Annotated in this window: 23 protein-coding genes; 20 read left to right on the top strand and 3 right to left on the bottom strand. The window is 35.0% G+C overall.

Going from position 1 to position 21,710, the window contains the following annotated elements:
• Nucleotides 1–2 precede the first annotated feature (2 nt).
• The 6 genes from rlmN to spoVM all read left to right on the top strand — a co-directional run bounded on the left by rlmN (nt 3) and on the right by spoVM (nt 4,741).
• The gene (gene rlmN, locus TEPIRE1_RS07320) at nt 3–1,034 is read left to right on the top strand and encodes a dual-specificity RNA methyltransferase RlmN (protein ID WP_013778533.1); all 1,032 of its coding nucleotides are present in this window, start codon (nt 3–5) and stop codon (nt 1,032–1,034) included.
• A gap of 4 nt (nt 1,035–1,038) precedes the next feature.
• Nucleotides 1,039–1,797 carry a Stp1/IreP family PP2C-type Ser/Thr phosphatase gene (locus tag TEPIRE1_RS07315; protein WP_013778532.1) on the top strand — a complete coding sequence of 253 codons (759 nt, stop codon included), beginning with the start codon at nt 1,039–1,041 and terminating at the stop codon, nt 1,795–1,797.
• Nucleotides 1,794–3,656 (top strand): Stk1 family PASTA domain-containing Ser/Thr kinase, encoded by a 1,863-nt coding sequence (gene pknB, locus TEPIRE1_RS07310; protein WP_013778531.1) that lies wholly within the window; start codon nt 1,794–1,796, stop codon nt 3,654–3,656. The genes TEPIRE1_RS07315 and pknB overlap by 4 nt, the downstream gene beginning before the upstream one ends.
• A 94-nt stretch (nt 3,657–3,750) precedes the next feature.
• Complete coding sequence (gene rpe, locus TEPIRE1_RS07305; RefSeq protein WP_013778530.1) at nt 3,751–4,401, top strand: ribulose-phosphate 3-epimerase; 651 nt, start codon at nt 3,751–3,753, stop codon at nt 4,399–4,401.
• A 79-nt stretch (nt 4,402–4,480) separates the two neighbouring features.
• On the top strand, nt 4,481–4,636 hold the full coding sequence (locus TEPIRE1_RS13835) for a hypothetical protein (protein ID WP_013778529.1): 156 nt from the start codon (nt 4,481–4,483) through the stop codon (nt 4,634–4,636).
• A 21-nt stretch (nt 4,637–4,657) separates the two neighbouring features.
• On the top strand, nt 4,658–4,741 hold the full coding sequence (gene spoVM, locus TEPIRE1_RS14480) for a stage V sporulation protein SpoVM (protein ID WP_144312827.1): 84 nt from the start codon (nt 4,658–4,660) through the stop codon (nt 4,739–4,741).
• 28 nt (nt 4,742–4,769) lie between these two features.
• Here the strand turns inward: spoVM and rpmB are convergent, their stop codons facing one another.
• A complete protein-coding gene (gene rpmB, locus TEPIRE1_RS07295; RefSeq protein WP_013778528.1) occupies nt 4,770–4,958 on the bottom strand; it encodes a 50S ribosomal protein L28 in 189 nt (62 codons plus the stop codon).
• 207 nt (nt 4,959–5,165) lie between these two features.
• On the opposite strand from rpmB, the gene TEPIRE1_RS07290 reads away from it, so the two are divergent.
• The 7 genes from TEPIRE1_RS07290 to TEPIRE1_RS07260 all read left to right on the top strand — a co-directional run bounded on the left by TEPIRE1_RS07290 (nt 5,166) and on the right by TEPIRE1_RS07260 (nt 11,496).
• Nucleotides 5,166–5,549 (top strand): Asp23/Gls24 family envelope stress response protein, encoded by a 384-nt coding sequence (locus TEPIRE1_RS07290; RefSeq protein WP_013778527.1) that lies wholly within the window; start codon nt 5,166–5,168, stop codon nt 5,547–5,549.
• Nucleotides 5,550–5,576: 27 nt separating this feature from the next.
• Nucleotides 5,577–7,238 carry a DAK2 domain-containing protein gene (locus TEPIRE1_RS07285; RefSeq protein WP_041591542.1) on the top strand — a complete coding sequence of 554 codons (1,662 nt, stop codon included), beginning with the start codon at nt 5,577–5,579 and terminating at the stop codon, nt 7,236–7,238.
• 13 nt (nt 7,239–7,251) lie between these two features.
• Entirely contained in the window at nt 7,252–9,273 is a 2,022-nt protein-coding gene (recG, locus tag TEPIRE1_RS07280) for an ATP-dependent DNA helicase RecG (RefSeq protein ID WP_041591432.1), read from the top strand.
• A 219-nt stretch (nt 9,274–9,492) separates the two neighbouring features.
• Nucleotides 9,493–9,717 (top strand): alpha/beta-type small acid-soluble spore protein, encoded by a 225-nt coding sequence (locus TEPIRE1_RS07275; RefSeq protein WP_013778524.1) that lies wholly within the window; start codon nt 9,493–9,495, stop codon nt 9,715–9,717.
• A 275-nt stretch (nt 9,718–9,992) separates the two neighbouring features.
• Entirely contained in the window at nt 9,993–10,532 is a 540-nt protein-coding gene (gene rsmD, locus TEPIRE1_RS07270) for a 16S rRNA (guanine(966)-N(2))-methyltransferase RsmD (protein WP_013778523.1), read from the top strand.
• A 6-nt stretch (nt 10,533–10,538) separates the two neighbouring features.
• A complete protein-coding gene (gene coaD / locus TEPIRE1_RS07265) occupies nt 10,539–11,021 on the top strand; it encodes a pantetheine-phosphate adenylyltransferase (RefSeq protein WP_013778522.1) in 483 nt (160 codons plus the stop codon).
• 28 nt (nt 11,022–11,049) lie between these two features.
• Nucleotides 11,050–11,496 (top strand): ATPase, encoded by a 447-nt coding sequence (locus tag TEPIRE1_RS07260; protein ID WP_013778521.1) that lies wholly within the window; start codon nt 11,050–11,052, stop codon nt 11,494–11,496.
• Between the two features lies 1 nt (nt 11,497).
• Here the strand turns inward: TEPIRE1_RS07260 and ylbJ are convergent, their stop codons facing one another.
• Nucleotides 11,498–12,760 (bottom strand): sporulation integral membrane protein YlbJ, encoded by a 1,263-nt coding sequence (ylbJ, locus tag TEPIRE1_RS07255; protein ID WP_013778520.1) that lies wholly within the window; start codon nt 12,758–12,760, stop codon nt 11,498–11,500.
• Nucleotides 12,761–12,974: 214 nt separating this feature from the next.
• Between ylbJ and TEPIRE1_RS07250 the strand changes: the two genes are divergently transcribed.
• Complete coding sequence (locus TEPIRE1_RS07250) at nt 12,975–13,979, top strand: YlbL family protein (protein ID WP_041591541.1); 1,005 nt, start codon at nt 12,975–12,977, stop codon at nt 13,977–13,979.
• Here TEPIRE1_RS07250 and TEPIRE1_RS07245 read toward each other — a convergent pair.
• Entirely contained in the window at nt 13,958–15,217 is a 1,260-nt protein-coding gene (locus tag TEPIRE1_RS07245) for a nucleotidyltransferase (RefSeq protein ID WP_013778518.1), read from the bottom strand. The genes TEPIRE1_RS07250 and TEPIRE1_RS07245 overlap by 22 nt on opposite strands.
• Before the next feature lie 281 nt (nt 15,218–15,498).
• Here TEPIRE1_RS07245 and pta point away from each other — a divergent pair, with 281 nt between their 5' ends.
• The 6 genes from pta (at nt 15,499) to TEPIRE1_RS07215 (ending at nt 21,623) form a co-directional block, all read left to right on the top strand.
• Complete coding sequence (gene pta, locus TEPIRE1_RS07240) at nt 15,499–16,485, top strand: phosphate acetyltransferase (RefSeq protein ID WP_013778517.1); 987 nt, start codon at nt 15,499–15,501, stop codon at nt 16,483–16,485.
• Between the two features lie 23 nt (nt 16,486–16,508).
• Nucleotides 16,509–17,708, top strand: coding sequence for an acetate/propionate family kinase (locus TEPIRE1_RS07235; protein ID WP_015295433.1), 1,200 nt, complete (start codon nt 16,509–16,511; stop codon nt 17,706–17,708).
• A gap of 48 nt (nt 17,709–17,756) precedes the next feature.
• Entirely contained in the window at nt 17,757–18,263 is a 507-nt protein-coding gene (locus TEPIRE1_RS13255; protein ID WP_013778515.1) for a YceD family protein, read from the top strand.
• Between the two features lie 17 nt (nt 18,264–18,280).
• Nucleotides 18,281–18,469: a 50S ribosomal protein L32 gene (rpmF, locus tag TEPIRE1_RS07225; protein WP_013778514.1), complete on the top strand. Its 189-nt coding sequence runs from the start codon at nt 18,281–18,283 to the stop codon at nt 18,467–18,469.
• 194 nt (nt 18,470–18,663) lie between these two features.
• On the top strand, nt 18,664–19,983 hold the full coding sequence (locus TEPIRE1_RS07220; protein ID WP_013778513.1) for a magnesium chelatase: 1,320 nt from the start codon (nt 18,664–18,666) through the stop codon (nt 19,981–19,983).
• A complete protein-coding gene (locus TEPIRE1_RS07215) occupies nt 19,980–21,623 on the top strand; it encodes a vWA domain-containing protein (RefSeq protein WP_013778512.1) in 1,644 nt (547 codons plus the stop codon). Before TEPIRE1_RS07220 ends, TEPIRE1_RS07215 begins: the two co-directional genes overlap by 4 nt.
• Nucleotides 21,624–21,710 lie beyond the last annotated feature (87 nt).

Here is a 21,710-nt window from a genome sequence, read left to right as displayed (position 1 = left end):
TAATGGAGAAAACCAACTTGAAAAGTTTAACACTAACTCAGATGGAAGAATTTATAAAGCAGCTTGGTGAGCCGGTATATAGGGCAAAGCAGATTTTTAAATGGATATATAAAGGGCAAACTGAATTTGAAAAAATGACGGATCTGTCAAAGGACTTAATAGCTAGATTGAAGGATTGTGCTTATGTAGGCAAGATAGATATATACAAAAAATATGAATCAGAAATTGATGAAACGACTAAGTATGTTTTTGCTTTGGAAGATGGACAAATGGTCGAAAGTGTAAAAATGAAGTACTCTTTTGGGACTACTGCTTGCATCTCTAGCCAGGTGGGTTGTTCCATGGGGTGTGCTTTTTGTGCCTCAACAGAAGGTGGAATGGTGAGAAATTTAGCTTGGTGGGAAATGGCGGACGAGGTAATAGCAATAGAAAAAGATTCCAACGTAAAGATAAGCCGAGTGGTTGTAATGGGAAGTGGCGAACCGCTTTTAAACTATGATGAATTAATACAATTTCTAAGGATTTTGAATTCACCCCTAGCTTTTAATATAAGCTATAGAAGACTGACCGTTTCTACATGCGGGATAGTTCCAAAGATTATCCGTCTAGCGGAAGAGGGTTTACCGATTACCCTTGCAGTGTCTTTACATGCACCCAATGATGATATACGAAGCAGTTTAATGCCAATAAACGAGCGTTATCCAATTTTACAATTGTTAGATGCATGTAAATATTATATAATGAAAACAAAAAGGCGCATTACTTTTGAATATATATTGATTTCTGATATAAATGATACTGAACAATGTGCTTGCGAACTTTCAAACTTGTTAAAGGACTTGTTATGCCATGTAAATTTAATACCCCTTAACCCTGTGGAAGGTAAAAAATTTAAAAAGAGTGATGACTCCCGAATAAGAAAGTTTGAACAAATACTTTTAAATAATGGCATTTCAGCAACTGTTCGAAGGGAAATGGGGAGCGATATAAACGCAGCCTGCGGACAGCTTCGGCGAAGTTTACTAGTGAGGTGAAATTATGATTGGTATAATAAAAAGTGATGTTGGGAAGGCAAGATTAAATAATGAAGATATGTTTTATTTTCCCCAAAAGGGGAGCAAGCTTCCGCAGCTTTTTATAGTAGCTGATGGAATGGGAGGCCATCAGGGAGGTGAGATTGCCAGCAAAATTGCTGTTGAAGAAGTATCTACATATGTAAATAGTCATTTGTTAGAGGATTGCAGTGCTCAGGAAGTTAAAGAAATTCTCAAATCTTCTATATCTAAAGCAAATAACAAAGTATTTTCACTATCTTTAAAAAATGATGAGTTGTTAGGAATGGGAACCACAATAACAATAGCACTTTTTCATGGAAGGCATCTGTATATAGGTCATGTAGGTGATAGCCGAGCATACCTAATCAGAGAAAATCATATAAAACAGTTAACCAGGGATCATTCTCTTGTATGGGAATTGGCTGAAGATGGGCGCATAACTATGGAAGAAACTAAAACTCATCCGATGAAAAACATAATTACAAAGGCACTAGGCACAGATGAGTTGTTAGAGCCGGATATTCTCGAATTTGATTTAAAAGATAATGATATAATAGTTCTGTGCAGTGATGGCCTGACAAATATGTTGGAAAATGACAGTATTAAAAATATTGTATTAAGTTCAGGAGGACCTGAACAAGCCGCTCAAAAGCTTATTGATGAAGCGAATTTAAGAGGTGGAGAAGACAATATTACTGTAGGTATAATTAAAGCGGATAAAGTGGGATGTGAAAAAACATGATAGGAAAAACTTTGGGAAATCGATATATAATTTTAGAGGAAATCAGCGGTGGTGGAATGGCCGTAGTTTATAAAGCAAGATGCAATCTACTTAATAGAGTTGTAGCCATAAAGGTATTAAAGCAGGATTTTGCCGAAGATGAAGATTTTGTAAGACGATTTAGAAGAGAGGCTCAAGCTGCTGCCAGCTTATCTCATCCAAATATAGTAGGAATTTATGATGTTGGTGAAGAGGATGGGCTATATTATATAGTCATGGAATATGTAGAAGGCATCACATTAAAACAATTTATAAAACAAAATGCCCCTATACCTCCTGCAGAGGTAGTAGAAATGGGCATACAAATATGTGATGCTTTAGAATGTGCACACAGAAATAAAATAATTCACAGGGATATTAAATCTCAAAATATCATGATAACATCTGATGGCAGGATAAAGGTTACAGATTTTGGCATTGCCCGTGCTGCAGATGGAGCAACCATAACCAATAGCGATAATGTTTTTGGGTCGGTTCAGTACTTTTCGCCGGAGCAAGCCAAAAGTGATATAGTGGATGAAAGATCAGATTTATATTCATTAGGGATAGTATTGTATGAAGCATTTACCGGTCAATTACCTTTTAATGGTCAGACACCGGTAGCCATAGCTTTAAAGCAAATTCAGGAAAGACCGGCATTAATTTCTGATACGATTCCCGGCTTTCCCGAAGAACTTGAAATGATTGTCCAAAAGTGTTTAGCTAAGTCGCCGGGGGACCGATATCAAAATGCCAAAATATTAAAGAATGATTTAATGAGGGCTTTAACAGACGAAGAAGTAATTAATTTCAAGCATAGTGATAATATAGAGCATACAATGGTGATGAATAATTTCAAAAATAACTTATCGACTTCTAACTCCAAGCCTATAAGAAAAAAACCAAAGAATATTGCAAAAGGTTTAGCCATTGCTGTTTCACTTGTAGTATTATTCGGGGTTTTTTCATATCTCGGAGCGGCTTTAGCGAGAAAATATATTGATGTGCCTGAAGTTATAGTCCCAAATGTAATAGGCTGGCAGGAGGAGGACGCTGTAAAAGAGCTTGAAAAATTAAACTTAAAACCTAATATTGCCGAGAGGGTTTTTGATAAGGCTCCCGCAGGGCAAGTTATAGATCAAGACCCCAAGGGTGATCAAAAAGTAAAAACAACCCATCCTTCTATAGACTTGGTAGTAAGCAAAGGCCCTAAAGCTGCTACAGTTCCAAACATAGTCGGTAAAACTGAGGCCGAAGGCATTGCTTTGTTAAACAGCTATGGATTAGAACCTGGCCGAATAATTCCCGAAAACTCTCCTGATGTACCTGAGGGCATTATCATAGACCAAAATCCCAGAGAAGGCTTTACCCTTTCAGAAGGTGAGTCGGTTAATTTTACTGTCAGCATAGGACCTGAAACAATAAATGCACCAAATTTGGTGGGTAAAACATTGGATGAGGCACAAGCATTATTAAAAGAGAAAAATATCATGGTCAGCAGTGTTTCGAAAAAACCCGATCAAGCACCGGAAAATACGGTAATTGAGCAAAACCCAAAACCAAATGAGGCTATGGAGCTAAATGGTTCTATCAGTATTGTAATAAGCAGCGGACCTGTTCAATTAAAAGAAATATCAGTTGGGCCAATCCTACTTTCTTCCGAATCCGCAGAGACTACCGTAAAGATAGTAGTGTCAGATGATTTGGGTAAGAATCGTACTGTTTATCTTAAAAACCATACTCCCGAAGATAGCCCCTTGAATGTGTCAATAGAAGGAGCCGGAGAGATGGAAATAGAAGTCTGGTTAGATGATGTGCTTTATTTTAAAGGGGAACGATAAATCTAAGGCGGGTATAAACCCGCCGGTATCTTTTTTAAACAATGTGGTTATATTTTAATTTTCTATAAATAATATTTAGAAAGAGGTTTGATTCATGGTTAAAGTTGCACCTTCTATTTTATCAGCGGATTTTTGTTGCTTATCAGAAGAAATTAAAAAAGTTGAAAATGGCGGAGCTGATCTCTTACATATAGATGTCATGGACGGGCATTTTGTGCCGAATATTACCCTTGGTCCCCCGGTTATATCAAGCTTAAAAGGAAAAACATATCTTCCGTTTGATGTCCATCTGATGATTGAAAATCCTGAAAAACATATTGATGATTTTATTAAAGCCGGAGCGGATATTATTACTGTTCACGTGGAATCTACGGTACATTTGAACAGACTAGTAAACTATATTAAAAACAAAGGTATAAAACCAGGTGTCGCATTAAACCCTTCGACACCTTTGTCCAGTCTTCAATACATACTTGATGATATATACATGATTCTTATAATGAGTGTGAATCCTGGATTTGGTGGGCAGAAATTTATTCCTAAGATGCTAGAAAAAATCAGGGATTTAAAGAGGGTTATTCTACAAGAGAATCCCGAAATTTTAATTGAGGTAGATGGAGGTATTAATGAGGAGAATGCACCAGATATAATTAAAGCCGGAGCTGATATACTGGTTGCAGGTTCTGCGATTTATCTATCTTCTAATCCGGGGGATGTAATTGAAAAATTAAAGACAGCTCATTAATGGAATTTAGTATCACTGATATGGTATGCGGAATATAATAAAATAACGGAGAATTATTTGTGAGTAGGGGGTCGGTTAAATGTGGGGATATTGTGATATAAAGAAAATCCTGGGTTTAGCGGCAGCAATAGCTGGAATAGTTATACTAATTGTAAGCCTGCCTCCTTGGTTGTGGATGCTGGCTATGGGAGGTTTTTTAATTTGGTTTGGGTGGATTTTGTATAACACTAAATGAAATGGTGAAAGGGGTGGGTTAATGCGGATATATGTATTAAAACTCCCAAGAACCCTCAGCAAGTTTGTTAAAGCTGTTCTAGGTTTGTTTGGCCAGGAAAAATAAAAAAGCGTGCTAACCGGCACGCTGATTTTTATTTGGCTCTTTTTACTTTTCCGGAACGCAAGCAGCTGGTGCATACATTGATTCTTTTTGTACGACCATTTAAATCAGCTTTTACCCGGCGAATATTTGGAGCCCATGTACGTTTTGATTTTCTATGGGAATGGCTAAGTTGTATGCCTTTCCTGGGAAGCTTACCACAAACCTCACACTTTGCCATTATTGCACCTCCTTGTACAATACAATATAGTTAGTTTTCCGATGTACTGAAAAAATCAACTTTAAGCTCTTTGACAACCACATAGGAATTCTCTTTAATATGCCAAAAGTATTTTATCATATAAACGGGAGCACTGCAATAAGGAAAGCCTACCTTAAACAACTTTTAATTATGAAAAAAACAAAAAATATATTATAATGGATGTAAATGAATGGTGAATTGAAGGGAGGCAGCCAGTTGAAGAATATAATTAAAAATTCCTTAGGAGAAATAGAGATATCCAGGGAAGTGATAGCTGTACTTGCCGGTAATGCAGCTATGGAGTGCTATGGATTGGTTGGAATGGTATCGAGAAAAATGAGTGATGGTTTAACCGAGCTTCTCGGAAAGGAAAACCTTCACAAAGGTGTAGAAGTAAAAATTGATGAAGATATGCTTACTGTAGATTTGCATATTATAGTTCAGTATGGTACAAAAATTCATGAGGTTGCTAATAATGTGATTGAAAAAGTAAATTTTATCTTAGAGAATATATTGGGATTTAGACCTGACCGAACCAATGTAATAATTCATGGAGTCAGAACAAAGTAAGAGATGAGGAGGTTTTCGGGATTGGTTATGGAGAAAATTGATGGTAGCGTGTTAAAAAAAGCCATAATTAATGCTGCTTTTATTTTAAGGCAAAATAAAAAAATTGTAGATGCTTTAAATGTATTTCCAGTTCCAGATGGAGATACCGGAACAAATATGTCATTAACTATGGATCAAGCTGTAAAGGAACTAGAAAAAATATCATCGAATAACTTAAAAAAAATTGCTGATGCTGCAGCTTGGGGTTCTTTAATGGGTGCGAGAGGAAACTCCGGGGTTATATTATCTCAACTTTTTAGAGGCTTTGCCCAAGGCATACCGATACATAAATACAGTATTACACCAATGGAGCTTGCAGCTGCCTATAAAAGTGGGGTCGATGCAGCTTATCGAGCCGTAATGAGACCGGTAGAAGGAACGATATTGACGGTAGCCAGGGAAACTGCCGATAGAATGATTTTTGAAGCAAAGCGTAATAATAATTTCGAAACAATACTTCAAAACACGTTGATATATGGGGAAAAAGTGTTAGAAAAGACTCCGGAGATGCTTAAAGCACTAAAAGAGGCAAAAGTTGTAGATGCAGGAGGAAAAGGACTTTTGTTTTTATTAAAAGGTTTTTATGAAGCAATAAAAAATCCAAACATTGATCTTGATTTTTCCTCATCAGAACAAAATTTGCAGACCATTAATGAAGAGATGCACCATAATAAAGAACTAGGTCAAGAAATAAAATATATGTATTGTACTGAACTTTTTATTACCGGAAAAGAAATTGATATAGAATCGATAAAAAGTGAATTGTCTAATTTAGGAGATTCAATGATAGTGATAGGTATGGATGAATTGGTTAAAATTCATATTCATACAAATAACCCCGATAAAGTTTTGAGTTGCTCTTTGAAGTGGGGAGAACTTTCAAAAATAAAAATCGATAACATGAAAATACAGCATCGGGAAATTATAAACGGTTCAAATGAAGATGATAGGGAAAATTATATTGAACATCTGGAAGATTTCAAGATAAGTAAGAAAAATATAGGTGTAATTGCAGTATCTCAAGGTAAAGGCTTAAATGAAATTTTTAAAAGCATGGGTGCGGATATCATCGAAGGTGGTCAATCGATGAATCCCAGTACTGAAGATATCCTATCAACAGTAGAAAAAAACTCCTCTGATAATATTATTATACTGCCGAATAACAAAAATATAATACTAACTGCCGAACAAACAAAGAGTTTATCTAATAAGAATATTTATGTAATCCCGACAAAATCGATTCCACAAGGTATTTCAGCTTTACTTGCCTTTAATCCGGAGCTTTCAGTAGAAGAAAATATTTTAAACATGAAGCGAAATATTAAAAATGTAGTTTCCGGAGAGGTGACTTATGCGGTTAGGGATACTGAGTGGAACGGTAATAAAATTAAAAAAGGAGATATTCTAGGAATAAAGGATGGCGATTTGTTAATAACCGGAAAAGAAAAAGAGGAAGTAATTTTCAAATTGGTAGCTCTTATGACCGAAGGTAGACAGGATGGGATAATTACAATCTACTATGGAGCCGATATAGATGATTATTCAATACAAAAGACGGTAGAAATCTTAGCAAAAAAATATAAGGATTTCGATATAGAATATTATTTTGGAGGGCAAAACTTATATTATTACATTGTTTCAGTAGAGTAAGGGTGTGATGTTTATGGATGTATCATCTGATGTAAAAAATATTAAAGGCATTGGCCCGGCAAGAGCCAAACAGCTCTCCAAATTAGGGATATACACTATTAGAGATGTTTTGTTTTATTTTCCAAGAGATTACCAGGATATGTCACCTTTGACATTTAAGCAAGGAACAGAGGACGAAACTGGAGTTTTTCCATGTATTGTTACAGGTTCTGCTGTGAGCAGGAAAACGCGAACAGGTATCTATATAACAAAGCTTCCGATTACTGACGGTCAAAATAAAGGTTATGCCGTATTTTTTAATCAACCATTTGTAGAAAAAAGTTTTTATCCCAATCAAAGGCTTTTATTAATAGGGAAAATTAAAAAGAACTTTGGTGTTTACGAAATTTCTAGCCCTGAATGGATAAAATTTGAAAAGGTCAGTAATATTAAGATTGAAAGAATTCGGCCAATTTATCCGCTATCTAAAGGTATTTCTCAAAATTTCATCAGAAATACAGTTAAAAATGCCATAGAAAAATTTTCCGGTTTAGAAGAAACACTACCGAATGATATATTAAGCAGGTATAATTTACTATCGCTGGAAGAAGCAATAAAAAATATTCATTTTCCGCAAAACTTTAGAATGTTGGAAAAAGCAAGAGAAAGGTTTATATTTGAAGAATTATTATTATTTCAATTAGGTGTAAATTTATCTAGATATTATTCAAAATCTGAAAAACGTAAAAACGTATATAATACTATTGATCTAGAACCTTTTTTATCAGGAATCCCTTTTACTCTTACTTCCGGCCAGGAAAAGGTTTTAAAAGATATTATAAAAGACCTTAAAAGTGAGTATATTATGAGTAGACTTATCCAAGGTGATGTTGGTTCAGGTAAAACTGTAATAGCGTGTGCTGCATTATATCTGTCGGTAAAAAATGGTTTTCAAGGTGTTATGATGGCTCCTACGGAAATTTTAGCAGAACAACACTATAATACACTGAAACGATTTCTCAGTCCATTTGATATAAATGTAGACATGCTAAAAGGAGGGCTTGCCGAAAAAGAACGAAAAAAACTTCTCTTAAAACTGAAAAATGGGACTGTAGATGTTTTAGTGGGGACACATGCAATTATACAAGAAGATGTAGAGTTTAAAAAACTGGGAATGGTTATTACTGATGAACAGCATCGATTTGGAGTAAAACAACGAGAAAATCTGGTAAAAAAAGGTCATTGTCCAGATGTTATAGTAATGAGTGCTACTCCTATACCCAGAACGATTGCTATGGCACTATACAGCGATTTAGATATTTCTGTTATTGATACATTGCCGGCAGGCAGGCAGAAGGTGGATACTTATGTAGTAAACGATTCTATGAGAAAAAGAATATATGATTTTATGGCTTCAGAAGTCAAAAAGGGTCATTTGGTTTATGTGGTATGTCCGGCAGTTGAGGAAAATGAATTAGAAATAATTAATGTTGAACAACACACAGCATACTTAAGACAAGAGTATCCATACTTACAAATCGGAATGTTGCATGGTAAAATGAAGCAGGATGAAAAGGATAAGATGCTAAATCGATTTTTATTAAAAAAAATCCAAGTTCTTGTAGCAACTACAGTTGTGGAAGTTGGTGTTGATGTTCCACTTGCTACTTTGATGATAGTTGAAAATGCCGAAAGATTTGGGCTTGCTCAACTTCATCAATTACGAGGCAGGGTTGGCAGAAGTTCTTTAAAGTCTTACTGTATTTTAATATCAGGTTCTAATCAAGGAACTGCAAGGGAAAGATTGAATTATCTAATGAACTGCTATGATGGCTTTAAAATATCGCAAAAGGATTTGGAGCTTAGAGGCCCCGGAGAATTTTTAGGGGTTAAGCAGCATGGATTTTTTGAATTTAAATTTGCCAGTTTTATTGATAACATAGAAATTCTTAAAACCACACAAAAGTTAGCAAATCAAATTTTAGAAAAAAAATATCTTCTGTTGCCTGAGTATAAAAATCTAAAAAAGTCATTGGAAACAAAAATCTGCATATAGTTTTTATCCATTAAACTTAATTATTGTTAAGAAATAAAAAATAATTTATTACATAAAATAAACGACTTAAGTATATTGAGTTTTGAAAGATGCTGTAGTCGTTTATTTTTTTATAAAAATTTTATGAATCGATTGGATTTCAAGGCAGATTATTCTAGTATATAGACTTTTTCTTAGGTTATATTAACAGTACGATGATGAAGGAGGTGAAATCAGATTATGGCATTGGGACAAAAAAGAAATAAGCTTGTAGTTCCTGAAGCGTATAAGGCTATGGAACAGTTTAAAAATGAAGTTGCTAAAGAAGTTGGAATTCAAGCCCCTGCAGATGGATATTGGGGAAATTATTCTTCGAGAGATTGTGGTGCTGTCGGTGGCCATATGGTAAGAAAAATGATTGAGGATTATCAAAGACGTGCAAGTGGCGGAACGACAACTCAATAAATAAATCAAAAAAAGGCAGGCTCGTTTTGAGCCTGCCTTTTTTTATACAAAGTAAATTAAACAAATAGTAATGCCGGCATAAATGCCGGCATTGGGAGAGGAGAAACCGGAGGAAGAGCTTATGGGGAAAGTTTATTACAGTTATAGTATAAGCCGACCTAAAGAAAAGTATTCAATACCTTTAAATAAAATATCGTTAAAATACAATTATTTGTTTTAAACTTGTCGCTAATATGTTAGAATATTGCTTGAAAGGAGTTTAATGTGTTTGGCTTATGAGAATTATTGGCGGTTTTCACAGAGGTAGAAAAATTAAATCGATAAACGGTATGAACACCCGCCCAACATCAGATTTTGTAAGAGAAGCATTATTTAATATAATTGGCAGTGATGTTGTGGGAAGTTGTTTTTTGGATTTGTTTGCAGGAACGGGAGCAGTAGGTATTGAAGCACTGAGCCGAGGTGCCCAAAATGCTATTTTTATAGAAAAGAATCCAATAGCGTGTTCAATAATCAAACAAAATCTTTTAGATTTGAAATTAATCGGTAAAGGAAGAGTTATTCAAAGTGATGTTATATCTGCTTTGAAAAAATTAATTTTAGAGGGCAATAATTTTGATATAATCTTTATGGATCCTCCTTATTTCAAAAATAATATAGGAGCAACATTAGATGTTTTAAAAGATTTTAATGTAGCAGAATCAATTATTATAATTCAACATCCAAAAGATGAGCTGCTCAAGTTTGATGGTTTTGCATGCTGTAAACACAAACAATATGGCAGAACCGCATTAACATTTTTAACAAAGGAGTGACCAATTTTGAATATAGGGATATATCCGGGGAGTTTTGATCCTATTACTTATGGGCACCTGGATATTATACAAAGGAGTTCGAAACTGTTCGACAGGTTAATTGTAGCCGTTTTATCCAATCCTCGAAAAAAACCGCTCTTTACTGTGGAAGAAAGAATCGAAATGATACGTGATTCCGTACATGATATTCCAAACGTTGAAATTGATAGTTTTTCGGGCTTGTTAGTGGATTTTGCCAAATTAAAAAAGGCCCGTGTTATTGTAAAAGGCTTAAGAGCTGTATCAGACTTTGAGTACGAGCTTCAAATGGCTCTTATGAACAAAAAATTGGATGAGCGTATTGAAACTATTTTCATAATGACAAATAGCAAGTACTCATATCTAAGTTCCAGCGTAGTAAAAGAAGTATCAAGCCTTGGGGGGTGTGTTGCAACTGTCGTTCCACCTTTGGTGGAAAAACGCTTAAAACAGAAATTTAAAATCAATTAAAAATAAAAACCTTGAAGGAGGTTTTTGAATGAATTGTTTTCAAATTATAGAACAACTTCAAACATTAATAATCAATAGCCCTAAAATACCGCTTTCGAACAAAGTGGTAATCAATCAAGACCAAATTTTAAACCTTATCGATGAACTTTTAAGAGAGATTCCTGAAGATATGAAAGATGCTAAAAAGATTATTGAAGACAGACAGCGCATTTTAATTGAAGCGCAACAGCAAGGAGAATTAATAGTTAAAGAGGCACAGGATACAATTGAGAAGATGATAAACCAGGATGAAATTACTAAAATGGCTAAAGAAAAATCGGATCAAATATTGACTTTTGCTAAGCAAACAGCCCGCGATTTACGTACGGGAGCAAATGCCTATGCCGATGAGGTCTTAGAAGATGCACAAAAGCATCTTGAAAGGCTGCTGGAAACCTTAAAAAAGAGCAGAGAAGAGCTTAATAAAACAAGGTGATTTATTTTTTCTTTACAACCTTAAAACCGATAATGTTTAAATTTTTCATCAAGTGAGTAATAATTGATGTAAGGAGTATTAAAATAAATAATAATACAAAAACCTCCGTAGAAGTTTTAAATATGTTGAACCAACTTTCGGATGTGGTTTGTGGTGACATGGCAAATGCGGGTATTACTAATGATTCAAAACCATAGATAGGTGTTATCATTAATACATATGCTACAAATCCTGCAAGAAAAGCATGCAATAGTCTTGCAAAAATGTAAGGGGCAATCTTTATTTTTGTATCACTTACCATGCTAATAACTTGAAAATGCACAGAAAGACCACTCCATGCGATTATACTGCTTACAATAATTACTCGCTGCATTAAAGGAGCACTAGCAGTACTTGCTAATTGTGTTCCCAGAGTTATTTCAAAAAATCCGCTTAAAATAGCTGGAGCTAAGCTGATATCAAAACCAAATGCTTTCAAAATCGTTTCTATTACTGGAATCAGAATATCTATAAAACCGGCGACTGTTATGGTCCTGATTATGACTGAAAATAGTACGATAAATCCAAGTACCATAAGCAATGAGTTTACAGAGTCTTTTATGCAATCTCCCAATAACTGACCAAATGGCCTTCCATCTTCTTTACGAGCTCTTAAAAGTTCATGCGTAGCCCTTAAAAAAACACCACCTTGTTTTTTAAAAGTTGATGCTAATGGCGTAATTTCTTTATTTTTGGCATAAAAACGCATAATAAGCCCCAAAATAATTGCTGATATGTAGTGTGACAGAGCAATTATTATGCCCAATCTTGCATCTTTGAACATTCCTACTGCAACAGCTCCAATCATAAATAAGGGATCAGCTGTATTTGTAAAAGACATAAGCCGTTCTGCTTCCCAGGTATTGCATAATTCATTTTTGACCAATTTACCTGTAAGCATAGAACCAACAGGATATCCACTGGCAAGACCCATTGCCATGACAAAAGATCCTGCACCGGGTACATTAAATAAAGGACGCATAAAAGGTTCCAATAATACGCCCATAAAGTGAACGACTCCTAACCCCATTAGAAGTTGTGAACCTATAAAAAAGGGAAGCAGTGCCGGCAGAACTATTGCAAACCATGTATTAAGTCCTTCTAAAGCTGCATTGAAGGCCTCATCAGGGAAACAGACAATAGATACCGTAATAATTACTGCTAATATAGGCAAAAATAGCTGATAAGCTTTGAACATATAAGAATGTAAATTTTTAATTTTCATTTTTGAGCCTCCCAAGTGTGTAATTTCGTTCATTTTAATATATATATATTTCTTTGGCAGTTTTAATATGCTTAGATAGGTTGTTGGAATATATAGTTGTTATTGAGAATAACTTCTATATAAATGCTTCAAAAACAAGGACTATTTTATGCACATTATCAAAAATGGCAGGCAAATGATTTTACCCGAAAAAAGTATAGAAAAGAGGATAATAATGGTAAGCAAGCAAAGAAAAAGGTCTTTACAAGTTATAACAATAATAATACTATTATTAGGTTTAAATTACTATTTGGGTCAAACGTATACTATAGTAGCTCCGGGCATAACTGTTGATCTTAAGGAAATTGTAACAGTTGAAAACGGGTCTAAGCATAAAGAAGGCTCTTTTTTTTTAACGACAGTATCAAGCCGAACACTTAATATCCCCTTACTGTTTTATGCTGCTGTAGACCCTTATGTAAATATTGAGAGAAAAGAGCAAATGATACCTACCGGCTGGGATATGCAGCAGTATATGGATTACATGAGAAGATGGATGGAGGAGAGTCAGAAAATAGCAGAGGTAGTAGCATTGAGAAAAGCAGGATATAACACCCAGATTTTAGGTGATGGTGCACAAGTGGTAGAGATTATGCCGGAAAGTACTGCAAAAGGAAAGCTCCTTCCTGGTGACATAATAAAAAAGGTTGATAAGGAAAAAGTAAATCTTGCAGAAGAAGTAGTAAAAAAGGTTTCAAATCACAATATAGGTGAGATGGTAGAACTAGAAGTAGAAAGGCAAAATAAAACTATAACAGTCTTTATACCTACTATGGAAAGCAAGACTGAAAAGGGAAAGTCTGTAATAGGTATATATATAACAACATTAAATTGGAAACCTATCCTGCCTCTGAAGATAGATATTGACACAGGAGATATTGGCGGCCCTTCAGCAGGGAGCATGTTAACTATGGAAATTTTAAATCAACTTTCTTCTGAAAATTTAACCAAAGGGCATAAGATTGCAGGAACTGGGACTATAAGCCTAGATGAGCAGATAGGTGAAATCGGTGGTGTCCAACAAAAAGTTAAAGCTGCTTATAGAGATGGAGCTGAAATATTTTTTGTTCCTGAGAGAAATGCAAATGATGCAGTAAAAGCTGCAGAAGGTTTAAATATAGAAATAATTTCAGTAACTAAACTTGATGATATATTAGATTACTTAGAAGAATTAAAGTAGATAACACTTCTTCTAAAATCTACTCCGCCATTTCTAAGTGCTGCATTTTTATATACAAGTGAGTAAACATCCGATGAAAGTAAATCCTTTTCGAACATTATTTTTGCACTTTGATTTAGGTTTTTGTATTCCGAAGCTCGGGTTATTACAGGAACAGTGGCTTTACTATTCATTTTTTTTAGAATAAGAGCACCTTTTTGTGTAAATCCCAAAACTCTTAAATACTGTGGTGACCTTATTTCAACTATCTCCTTAGGTACATTGAGCAATATATGCATTAATATCCTCTGAATTCTGGTTACCGGATATCTTTTTGATTTTATTTGTGAAATGAGCTGCTCAAGAGTTCCAGAAGCTTGTGCAGCTTTTTTAATTCGATTTTCAAGTCCTTCTGCCACATCAAAGTAAGTTTTAAGTTCATATACCGGCATACGACGCAAAGCATATAAAAGGATAGTTTCAAAATCTTGTAAAAAAACGGGAGTACGGCCATCTTCTATCTCTTTTTTAATAATTCGAAGAGTTGAATCAGGTAGATTATTAATAAGTTCATTGCTAAAATCTTGTTGGTGATAAAACAATTCTTGTCTTATAGCAGATGCACTTGCATATTGCTGCGTAAGTTCTTTATCATGGTAATCATGACCTTGCCTGAGAACGGGAAAAATCGAAAAGCCTGCTTCCAGTTTATTTATAGCTTTTATATATTCAACAGCTAAAATATAATTTGGTTTTTTTAGCAAATCAGATATCAATTGTCTGTCTAAATTAATGTTTTTTACCATCATATATTTAATCACAGCTTTTTCCCTGGCAGCGGGAAATGATAACCCTTTTTTCAGATAGCTATTCATGAAATGTTTAAATAAATCTGGTTCTTCGGATAATAGTTTGCCTAAATAAAATAATTCTTTTTGGCAATATCTTTCTATGCCAAAACTTATGGTATTGACAACCTGAGATTGCAATAGCAATTTTACGGCACTTTCTGCAAATATTTCAGCTGTAGCCGTAGAAAAACAAACAGGCAGTTCTATAACCAAATCAGCCCCTTCACAAAGTGCCATTTCAGCTCTAGCCCACTTGCTAAAAACTGCCGGTTCACCACGCTGGACAAAGTTTCCGCTCATAATGACTATTATTCCGTCAGGCTTTAAATTTTTTCTAACAGTGCATAATTGATACAGATGGCCATTGTGAAAAGGATTATATTCAGCAATAATGCCAACGATATTCAAAACACCACCACCTAAAGGCTTTTGACTATTATATAACAAAAATAAAAAAATATTAAGAAGGATTTTTTTAATTTAGCATAGAACATCTATTACGATTATATAACAATAAACGACAGAATTAGCTTTGATTTACTGACTACAGTCATATAATTATAGTTTATTAAACTTTTTATAAATATTGTGGTATAATTAACAATGTCTTGTATGCAAAATAATTAGTGTGTATTAATGAAAAATGAAATTAAAATATTTTATGTAGCATAAAGGAAGGAGTAATAAAAATGGATTTTATCAAAAAAATAAGAGAGCGTGCAACGACATCACCCAAAACGATAGTTCTTCCCGAGGGAAGTGATGAAAGAGTCGTTAAAGCCGCAGAAATCATTACAAAGGAAAAAATTGCAAGAGTAGTGTTATTGGGAAATGTAGATAACCTTAAAAACGCATCGAAAGAATTTGAACTTTCAGGTGTGGAAATTATCGATCCGGAGTTATCACCAAAAGCTGAAGAGTATGCAACTTTGTTATACGAAGTTCGTAAAAACAAGGGTATGACTATGGAGAAAGCCAGAGAATTGGTAAAAAATCCAATATGGTATGGTACTTTGATGGTAAAAAATAACGATGTCGATGGAATGGTGGCTGGTGCAGTTACAGCGACCGGAGATGTATTCCGGCCAGCGTTCCAAATAGTTAAAACGGCACCGGGTATAGGCGTTGTATCCAGTGCTTTTATGATGATTGTACCTAATTGTGAATTTGGGTCTAATGGGCATATACTCTTTGCAGATTGCGCCATAAATCCGAATCCGGATGCTAAGCAGCTTGCTGAGATTGCAGTTTCTACTGCAAAAACATGGGAGTCTTTAATGGACGATGAGCCGAGGGTGGCAATGCTATCCTTTTCCACTAAGGGCAGTGCTCAAAATGAAATGGTAGATAAAGTGGTTGAAGCCACTAAAATACTTAAGCAGCAGGCACCCAATCTCTTGTCGGATGGTGAATTGCAGGCTGATGCCGCTTTGGTTCCTAAGGTGGCTAGTTCTAAGGCACCAGGCAGCCCAGTTGCGGGACGAGCCAATATACTGGTATTTCCAGATCTTAATGCAGGCAATATTGGTTATAAACTAGTGCAAAGGCTTGCAAAAGCAGAGGCAGTTGGTCCCATAAGTCAAGGCTTGGCTGCACCTATAAATGATCTTTCAAGAGGATGTAGCGTAGAAGACATCGTAAATGTGGTTGCAATTACATCTCTGCAAGCAAATTAATAAAAATTTAGGAGGTTTTTTTGTTGAAGGTTCTTGTTATCAATTGCGGCAGTTCGTCTTTGAAATATCAGCTCTTCAATATGAAAGATCAATCAGTTTTGGCTAAGGGTTTAGTGGAAAGAATAGGTCTTGAAGTTGGAATGCTCAAGCATATGCCTTACTGTAAAGATAAGATAGAAGTATCGGACAATATTCCAAACCATAAGGTAGCCGTAAAAATGATGCTTGATGCTCTTTTAGATAAAAATCACGGTGTTCTAAAAGATATTTCGGAAATATCAGCAGTAGGTCATCGCGTAGTACATGGTGCAGAAAAATTTTCCGGCTCTGTAAAAATAACGGATGAAGTCATGGATGTGTTAAAAGAATGTGTAGCCATTGCTCCATTACATAATCCGCCTAACATTGTAGGTATTGAAGCAGCTCGGGAGATGTTACCGGACGTTCCGATGGTTGGAGTGTTCGATACGGCATTTCATCAAACTATGCCTCAATATGCTTATATGTATGGGTTACCTTATGAATTATATGAAAAATATGCCGTAAGAAGATACGGCTTTCATGGTACTTCTCATTGCTTTGTATCAGCTGAGGCTGCAAAAATGTTAAACAGGCCTATTGAAGAATTAAAAATGATTACATTGCACTTGGGCAATGGTTCAAGTATAACAGCGATCAAAAACGGTAAATCTATTGAAAACAGCATGGGATTTACGCCGCTGGAAGGTATTATAATGGGAACACGCTGTGGCAATATAGATCCGGCAATAGTGCCATTTATAATGGAAAAAGAAGGAATATCACCGGATAAAATGAACGAGTACCTGAATAAAAAATGCGGAGTCTATGGAATTTCCGGAGTTAGCAGTGATTTCAGAGACTTAGAAGAAGCGGCAAAAAACGGTAATAAACGTGCCGACTTAGCCTTAAAGATGTTTTCTTATCAAGCTAAAAAATTCATCGGTTCCTATGCTGCGATCATGAATGGGCTTGATGCTATTGTGTTTACCGGCGGTATTGGAGAAAATTCTGCTACAATGAGGCAGATGATTTGTAAGGATATGGAATATTTAGGAATAAAGATTGATGAAGCTAAAAACCAAGTCAGAGGAAAGCAGGCAGATATTTCTTTTGAAGAGGCTAAAGCAAAAGCGCTTGTTATTCCAACAAATGAAGAACTAATGATAGCCTTAGATACGATGTCTCTTGTTAAAACTGCTTGACACTGGTTTTATGTAAATATATAATAAAGTGTAATTTCTTCGGGGTGAATGATTGTGAAACTGAGTCTGGCAGGAATGAAACATGTAGTAGGAAGCACGGCTGAATTTGACTTTACACAACCAACCATGAATTTAGATTTAAAACGTGAGGGCATCAGTAGCGTAGGACCGGTAAGGGTAAAAGGCAAAATAGAAAATCTGGGAGACAGAATATTTCAAGCAGATGGGCAGATTGAAGTTACTGCTACCGGGTTATGTTCAAGATGTCTTACACAAACTAAGGTCCGGTTTGCTATGGATTTTTCGCTGAAATTTAGTGATATTTTGGCACAATCTGAAGAACTAATAAAATTCGATGGTGAGGAAATTGAACTGTATCCTCAAGTCGTAAACGAAATTATTTTAAACTGTCCTAGTCAAATTTTATGTAAAACTGATTGCAAGGGATTATGTCCTAAGTGCGGAGCCAACTTAAACACAAGTATTTGTAAGTGCGAAACAGAAAATTTGGATCCCCGATTTGCAGTATTGAAAAAATTATTAAAGAGCGAATAGTTAGAGGAGGTGTTGTAATGGCCAATCCTAAACATAGAACATCTAAATCCAAAAAAGGTTCTCGTAGAAGCCACTGGAAATTAACATTGCCTTCGATTTCAGAATGTCCCCAGTGCCGTGAACCAAAACTGTCCCACAGGGCATGTCCCAACTGTGGATACTACAAAAATCGCGAAGTTATAAAAGTGGAAGCTAAAAAAAGCTAAAAATTTTTACAAAAATACCTTCTTAATGAGGGTATTTTTTCGTTTATCCGATATATTTGCCGGTAATGGGTTATAAAAAAAGTCTTTTCGGAAAAAATATTTAATAGATAAAACTGGGCTATGGTGATGCTGAATAAACAATGAAAAAAATAGTGGTATCACACAAATAATGAAAAAATCGTGAGGGATATATTATGAAGAACTATTCCCAGATAATAAGACATTCCGGTAATGCTTCACTTTTTGATATATTAGATGTGTCGGTAACCGGATCTTTGACAGGTACGCCTATTCATATTCACGCCGAAGGGTTAAGGGGTACAGGAAAAACAACCATCATAAGAGCATATAAAGAAGTTTTACCTAAAATTAACAGAATAAAGGGGTGTTTGTATAATTGTGATCCATCCAATCCCCATTGTCCTGAGCATTATAATCTGACTAGTGAGGAAATCGAAAAAATCGGTGTAGAAAGAATTAATATGCCGTTTTTAGAAATTTCGCCTTCTGCAAAAAAAGGATCTGTTGTAGGTAGTATCGATTTAAAAAAAATATCTTCGAAAGAAAGTCCGGAAGCTGCACTTTTATTAGGAACTATTCCAAAGGCACATCGGGGAATAGTTTTTATAGACGAAATAAATCGTATCGCTGATACTTCGCCTGAAATTGTTGATCTGCTGCTCGATGCAATGGGAACAAAACCTGGGAGAATACAAATCGAGGAAGCGGGGCTGCCTGTTACAGAAATACCGGTTCAAGTCAGTATTTGGGCTGCCTCAAATCCGGATGAAGATCCTGGCCCGTTAGAGAATATTCGGCGCCAACTCTCAGATCGATTTGATTTTACTGTAAACGTTGAAAGGCCTCTTGATACTTGCGTAATTAACAGAATTTTTAGTGATGAAGTATTAAACGTTGTTAATACAGCAACAATACAAAAAACAAAAGAATTTTTAGAAGCAAAAAAAAATATAAATAGATTCAAACCTACCCAAGAAATAAGAGATCTTTTGGCATCATTATATGTCAATTATGGCATAGAAAGCCTTCGATATGTAGAGGCCGCTTTACTTGGAACAAAAATAAGAGGTGCCCTATTAAAGCGAAATCCAAATATAGAAGATGTTATTTTTATTACACGCTATGCTTTACGACATAGAGTAGAAATGAAAGACTTAAATAATATATTGCAGAACTTAGAAGAAAAAAAGAGCCTAATAAAAAAAGACTCGATTAGTGTTGAAACTTCTATTCAGAATGAAAATAAATTACCTGATTCTACTAAAGTCTCGGAAATTAATGAGAATAAAAACAAAAACTCTAAAACTTTTAGCTTCGATTTTTTAAAAAAACTTTTACAACGATTTGTCCCAAATGCTGAATCAGCAAAAAGTTCAAACACAAGCAGCACAGCACCTAATCCTAGTATAAAAGCGCCGCCGCAAAAAGCATTACCAATGGATAAATTAAAGATAACAGAATATGTAAAGACCGAAGAGGATTTGATAAAATGAGTTCTATAGAGAAACTGCAGATGGAGTTAAATAATGGTAAGGGTGTTAGAGTAGGTCAAGCAGCTGTTGTTAGTCGAAAAGTCCATACAATCAATTACGATACTCCGCAAAATGTGAACATAATCATTAATGCTGATGCCGGTCAAGCCTTTTATTATCGTTTTGTTGAAAACGAGATAATTCATGTAGATTTGTTTCATGAAATAAAGATATTTAATTTGATGCAAATGGCTGACTTTCTTAAAAAAAGTCTCGTAGAAAATTCATTGGATTATTTAATTGACAATATTGATATTCAGACAGGATCGGGAGGAGGCCGGCTGACAGGGAGTCTAAGTTATGGGATAACCGAAAATCTTAAGAAAAACCACTTAAATCATGTCCATATAACAGCATTTATGACTAATGAAGAATTAGAAAACATATTTTTAATAGTTGCCGAGACGGAAAAGGCTCTTCAAGAGCAGGGTGTTGAACTTAGAAAAATTGAGAGAATAAAACATGAAACTGGCAATACTCCCATAGATATGTCACCATATACCACCGACTCTGATTCATATTTAAAGCAAAATGGCGGTTGTTCTAAAAAGGATAGCCTTTTTAGTGAAACCACAGCGATGATTGAGTATTTTGGGAGCTTAAAAGAGGTAGAAGATGCAATTAAAAATTTTGAATTTGAGAGTGATATATCAGGAAGAGCATTGCATATAACAGAAAAAAATGATGACTTTAACGATATAATAAAATATTTCGAGCAAACAAATATTTTAAGCAAACATCAAAATAAGTACCGTTTAACCAGTAAAGGGAAAGAATTAAAAGAATTTTTAAGGATATACAAGAGAGAATTAGAGTTTGTGCTAAAAAGAACCATAAAGAATCCGCAGAGGATTAATAACTATAAAGGTTTTGCAATCAACCATTTATCTAGCAGAGAAACAGGATATCGAAGCGGACCAAGTATTTGCAAACCTTATGTTTCTGAAGAATGGCCTGAGGAATTGGATATATCGGAAACTGTTAGAAAATCGCTGGTAAGAAGCTATATCGAGAATAAAAAATTCAGTATTGAACAGGAAGACATAGTTGCTATCAAGCGAACTCCAAAATTACAGCAAGACATTTGCTTGATAATAGATGCCAGTGCTAGTATGGCTGGTTTTAGGCTTAGAAATGCTAAATATTTGGCAAGATATCTTGTCTTAAAGCCAAATACTCAAGTAAGTATTATGGCTTTCCAAGAAAAAGAAGTTAATGTCTGTGTTCCTTTTACAAGAAACTATGACATAATGGAAGAAGGTATAAATAAGATAGTGGCAACTGGTTTAACACCATTGGCATTAGCCTTAGACAAAGGCATCTGCCATATTAATAAAAAAAATTTAAAAAATCCACTGATTATGCTTATAACCGATGGGATACCTACAGTATCTTTATGGACAAGTGACCCAATTAATGATGCTGTTTCGGCGGCCGATAAAATTGCAAAAAATAAAATTAATTTCTGTTGTATTGGCCTCCAACCTAATAAAGATTGTCTAATCAAGATTACTGATGCTGCAAGAGGAAAGTTATACATCTTAGATGAGCTGAATCGCGAAGGATTAGTTGAAGTTGCTAAAAAGAGCAGTCAGTGGTAGCCAAAAAATATAAGGTATCAGAAGGCCTGTTAAAAATCTTTAACTTTGTAAATAAAAGAGAGCATTATAAAACTAGTTTTTAAGCAG

It is taken from the genome of Tepidanaerobacter acetatoxydans Re1 (assembly GCF_000328765.2).
Classification (GTDB): domain Bacteria; phylum Bacillota; class Thermosediminibacteria; order Thermosediminibacterales; family Tepidanaerobacteraceae; genus Tepidanaerobacter; species Tepidanaerobacter acetatoxydans.
Note: the sequence above shows the minus strand (reverse complement) of the source record. Positions and strands in the feature narration are given on the sequence as shown.

Excerpts from the sequence above, each read along its gene's own strand:
- rlmN (WP_013778533.1), top strand. The coding sequence starts at position 3 with ATGGAGAAAACCAACTTGAAAAGTTTAACACTAACTCAGATGGAAGAA.
- TEPIRE1_RS07315 (WP_013778532.1), top strand. The coding sequence starts at position 1,039 with ATGATTGGTATAATAAAAAGTGATGTTGGGAAGGCAAGATTAAATAAT.
- pknB (WP_013778531.1), top strand. The coding sequence starts at position 1,794 with ATGATAGGAAAAACTTTGGGAAATCGATATATAATTTTAGAGGAAATC.
- rpe (WP_013778530.1), top strand. The coding sequence starts at position 3,751 with ATGGTTAAAGTTGCACCTTCTATTTTATCAGCGGATTTTTGTTGCTTA.
- TEPIRE1_RS13835 (WP_013778529.1), top strand. The coding sequence starts at position 4,481 with ATGTGGGGATATTGTGATATAAAGAAAATCCTGGGTTTAGCGGCAGCA.
- spoVM (WP_144312827.1), top strand. The coding sequence starts at position 4,658 with ATGCGGATATATGTATTAAAACTCCCAAGAACCCTCAGCAAGTTTGTT.
- rpmB (WP_013778528.1), bottom strand. The coding sequence starts at position 4,958 with ATGGCAAAGTGTGAGGTTTGTGGTAAGCTTCCCAGGAAAGGCATACAA.
- TEPIRE1_RS07290 (WP_013778527.1), top strand. The coding sequence starts at position 5,166 with ATGAATGGTGAATTGAAGGGAGGCAGCCAGTTGAAGAATATAATTAAA.
- TEPIRE1_RS07285 (WP_041591542.1), top strand. The coding sequence starts at position 5,577 with ATGGAGAAAATTGATGGTAGCGTGTTAAAAAAAGCCATAATTAATGCT.
- recG (WP_041591432.1), top strand. The coding sequence starts at position 7,252 with ATGGATGTATCATCTGATGTAAAAAATATTAAAGGCATTGGCCCGGCA.
- TEPIRE1_RS07275 (WP_013778524.1), top strand. The coding sequence starts at position 9,493 with ATGGCATTGGGACAAAAAAGAAATAAGCTTGTAGTTCCTGAAGCGTAT.
- rsmD (WP_013778523.1), top strand. The coding sequence starts at position 9,993 with ATGAGAATTATTGGCGGTTTTCACAGAGGTAGAAAAATTAAATCGATA.
- TEPIRE1_RS07260 (WP_013778521.1), top strand. The coding sequence starts at position 11,050 with ATGAATTGTTTTCAAATTATAGAACAACTTCAAACATTAATAATCAAT.
- ylbJ (WP_013778520.1), bottom strand. The coding sequence starts at position 12,760 with ATGAAAATTAAAAATTTACATTCTTATATGTTCAAAGCTTATCAGCTA.
- TEPIRE1_RS07250 (WP_041591541.1), top strand. The coding sequence starts at position 12,975 with ATGGTAAGCAAGCAAAGAAAAAGGTCTTTACAAGTTATAACAATAATA.
- pta (WP_013778517.1), top strand. The coding sequence starts at position 15,499 with ATGGATTTTATCAAAAAAATAAGAGAGCGTGCAACGACATCACCCAAA.
- TEPIRE1_RS13255 (WP_013778515.1), top strand. The coding sequence starts at position 17,757 with ATGATTGTGAAACTGAGTCTGGCAGGAATGAAACATGTAGTAGGAAGC.
- rpmF (WP_013778514.1), top strand. The coding sequence starts at position 18,281 with ATGGCCAATCCTAAACATAGAACATCTAAATCCAAAAAAGGTTCTCGT.
- TEPIRE1_RS07220 (WP_013778513.1), top strand. The coding sequence starts at position 18,664 with ATGAAGAACTATTCCCAGATAATAAGACATTCCGGTAATGCTTCACTT.
- TEPIRE1_RS07215 (WP_013778512.1), top strand. The coding sequence starts at position 19,980 with ATGAGTTCTATAGAGAAACTGCAGATGGAGTTAAATAATGGTAAGGGT.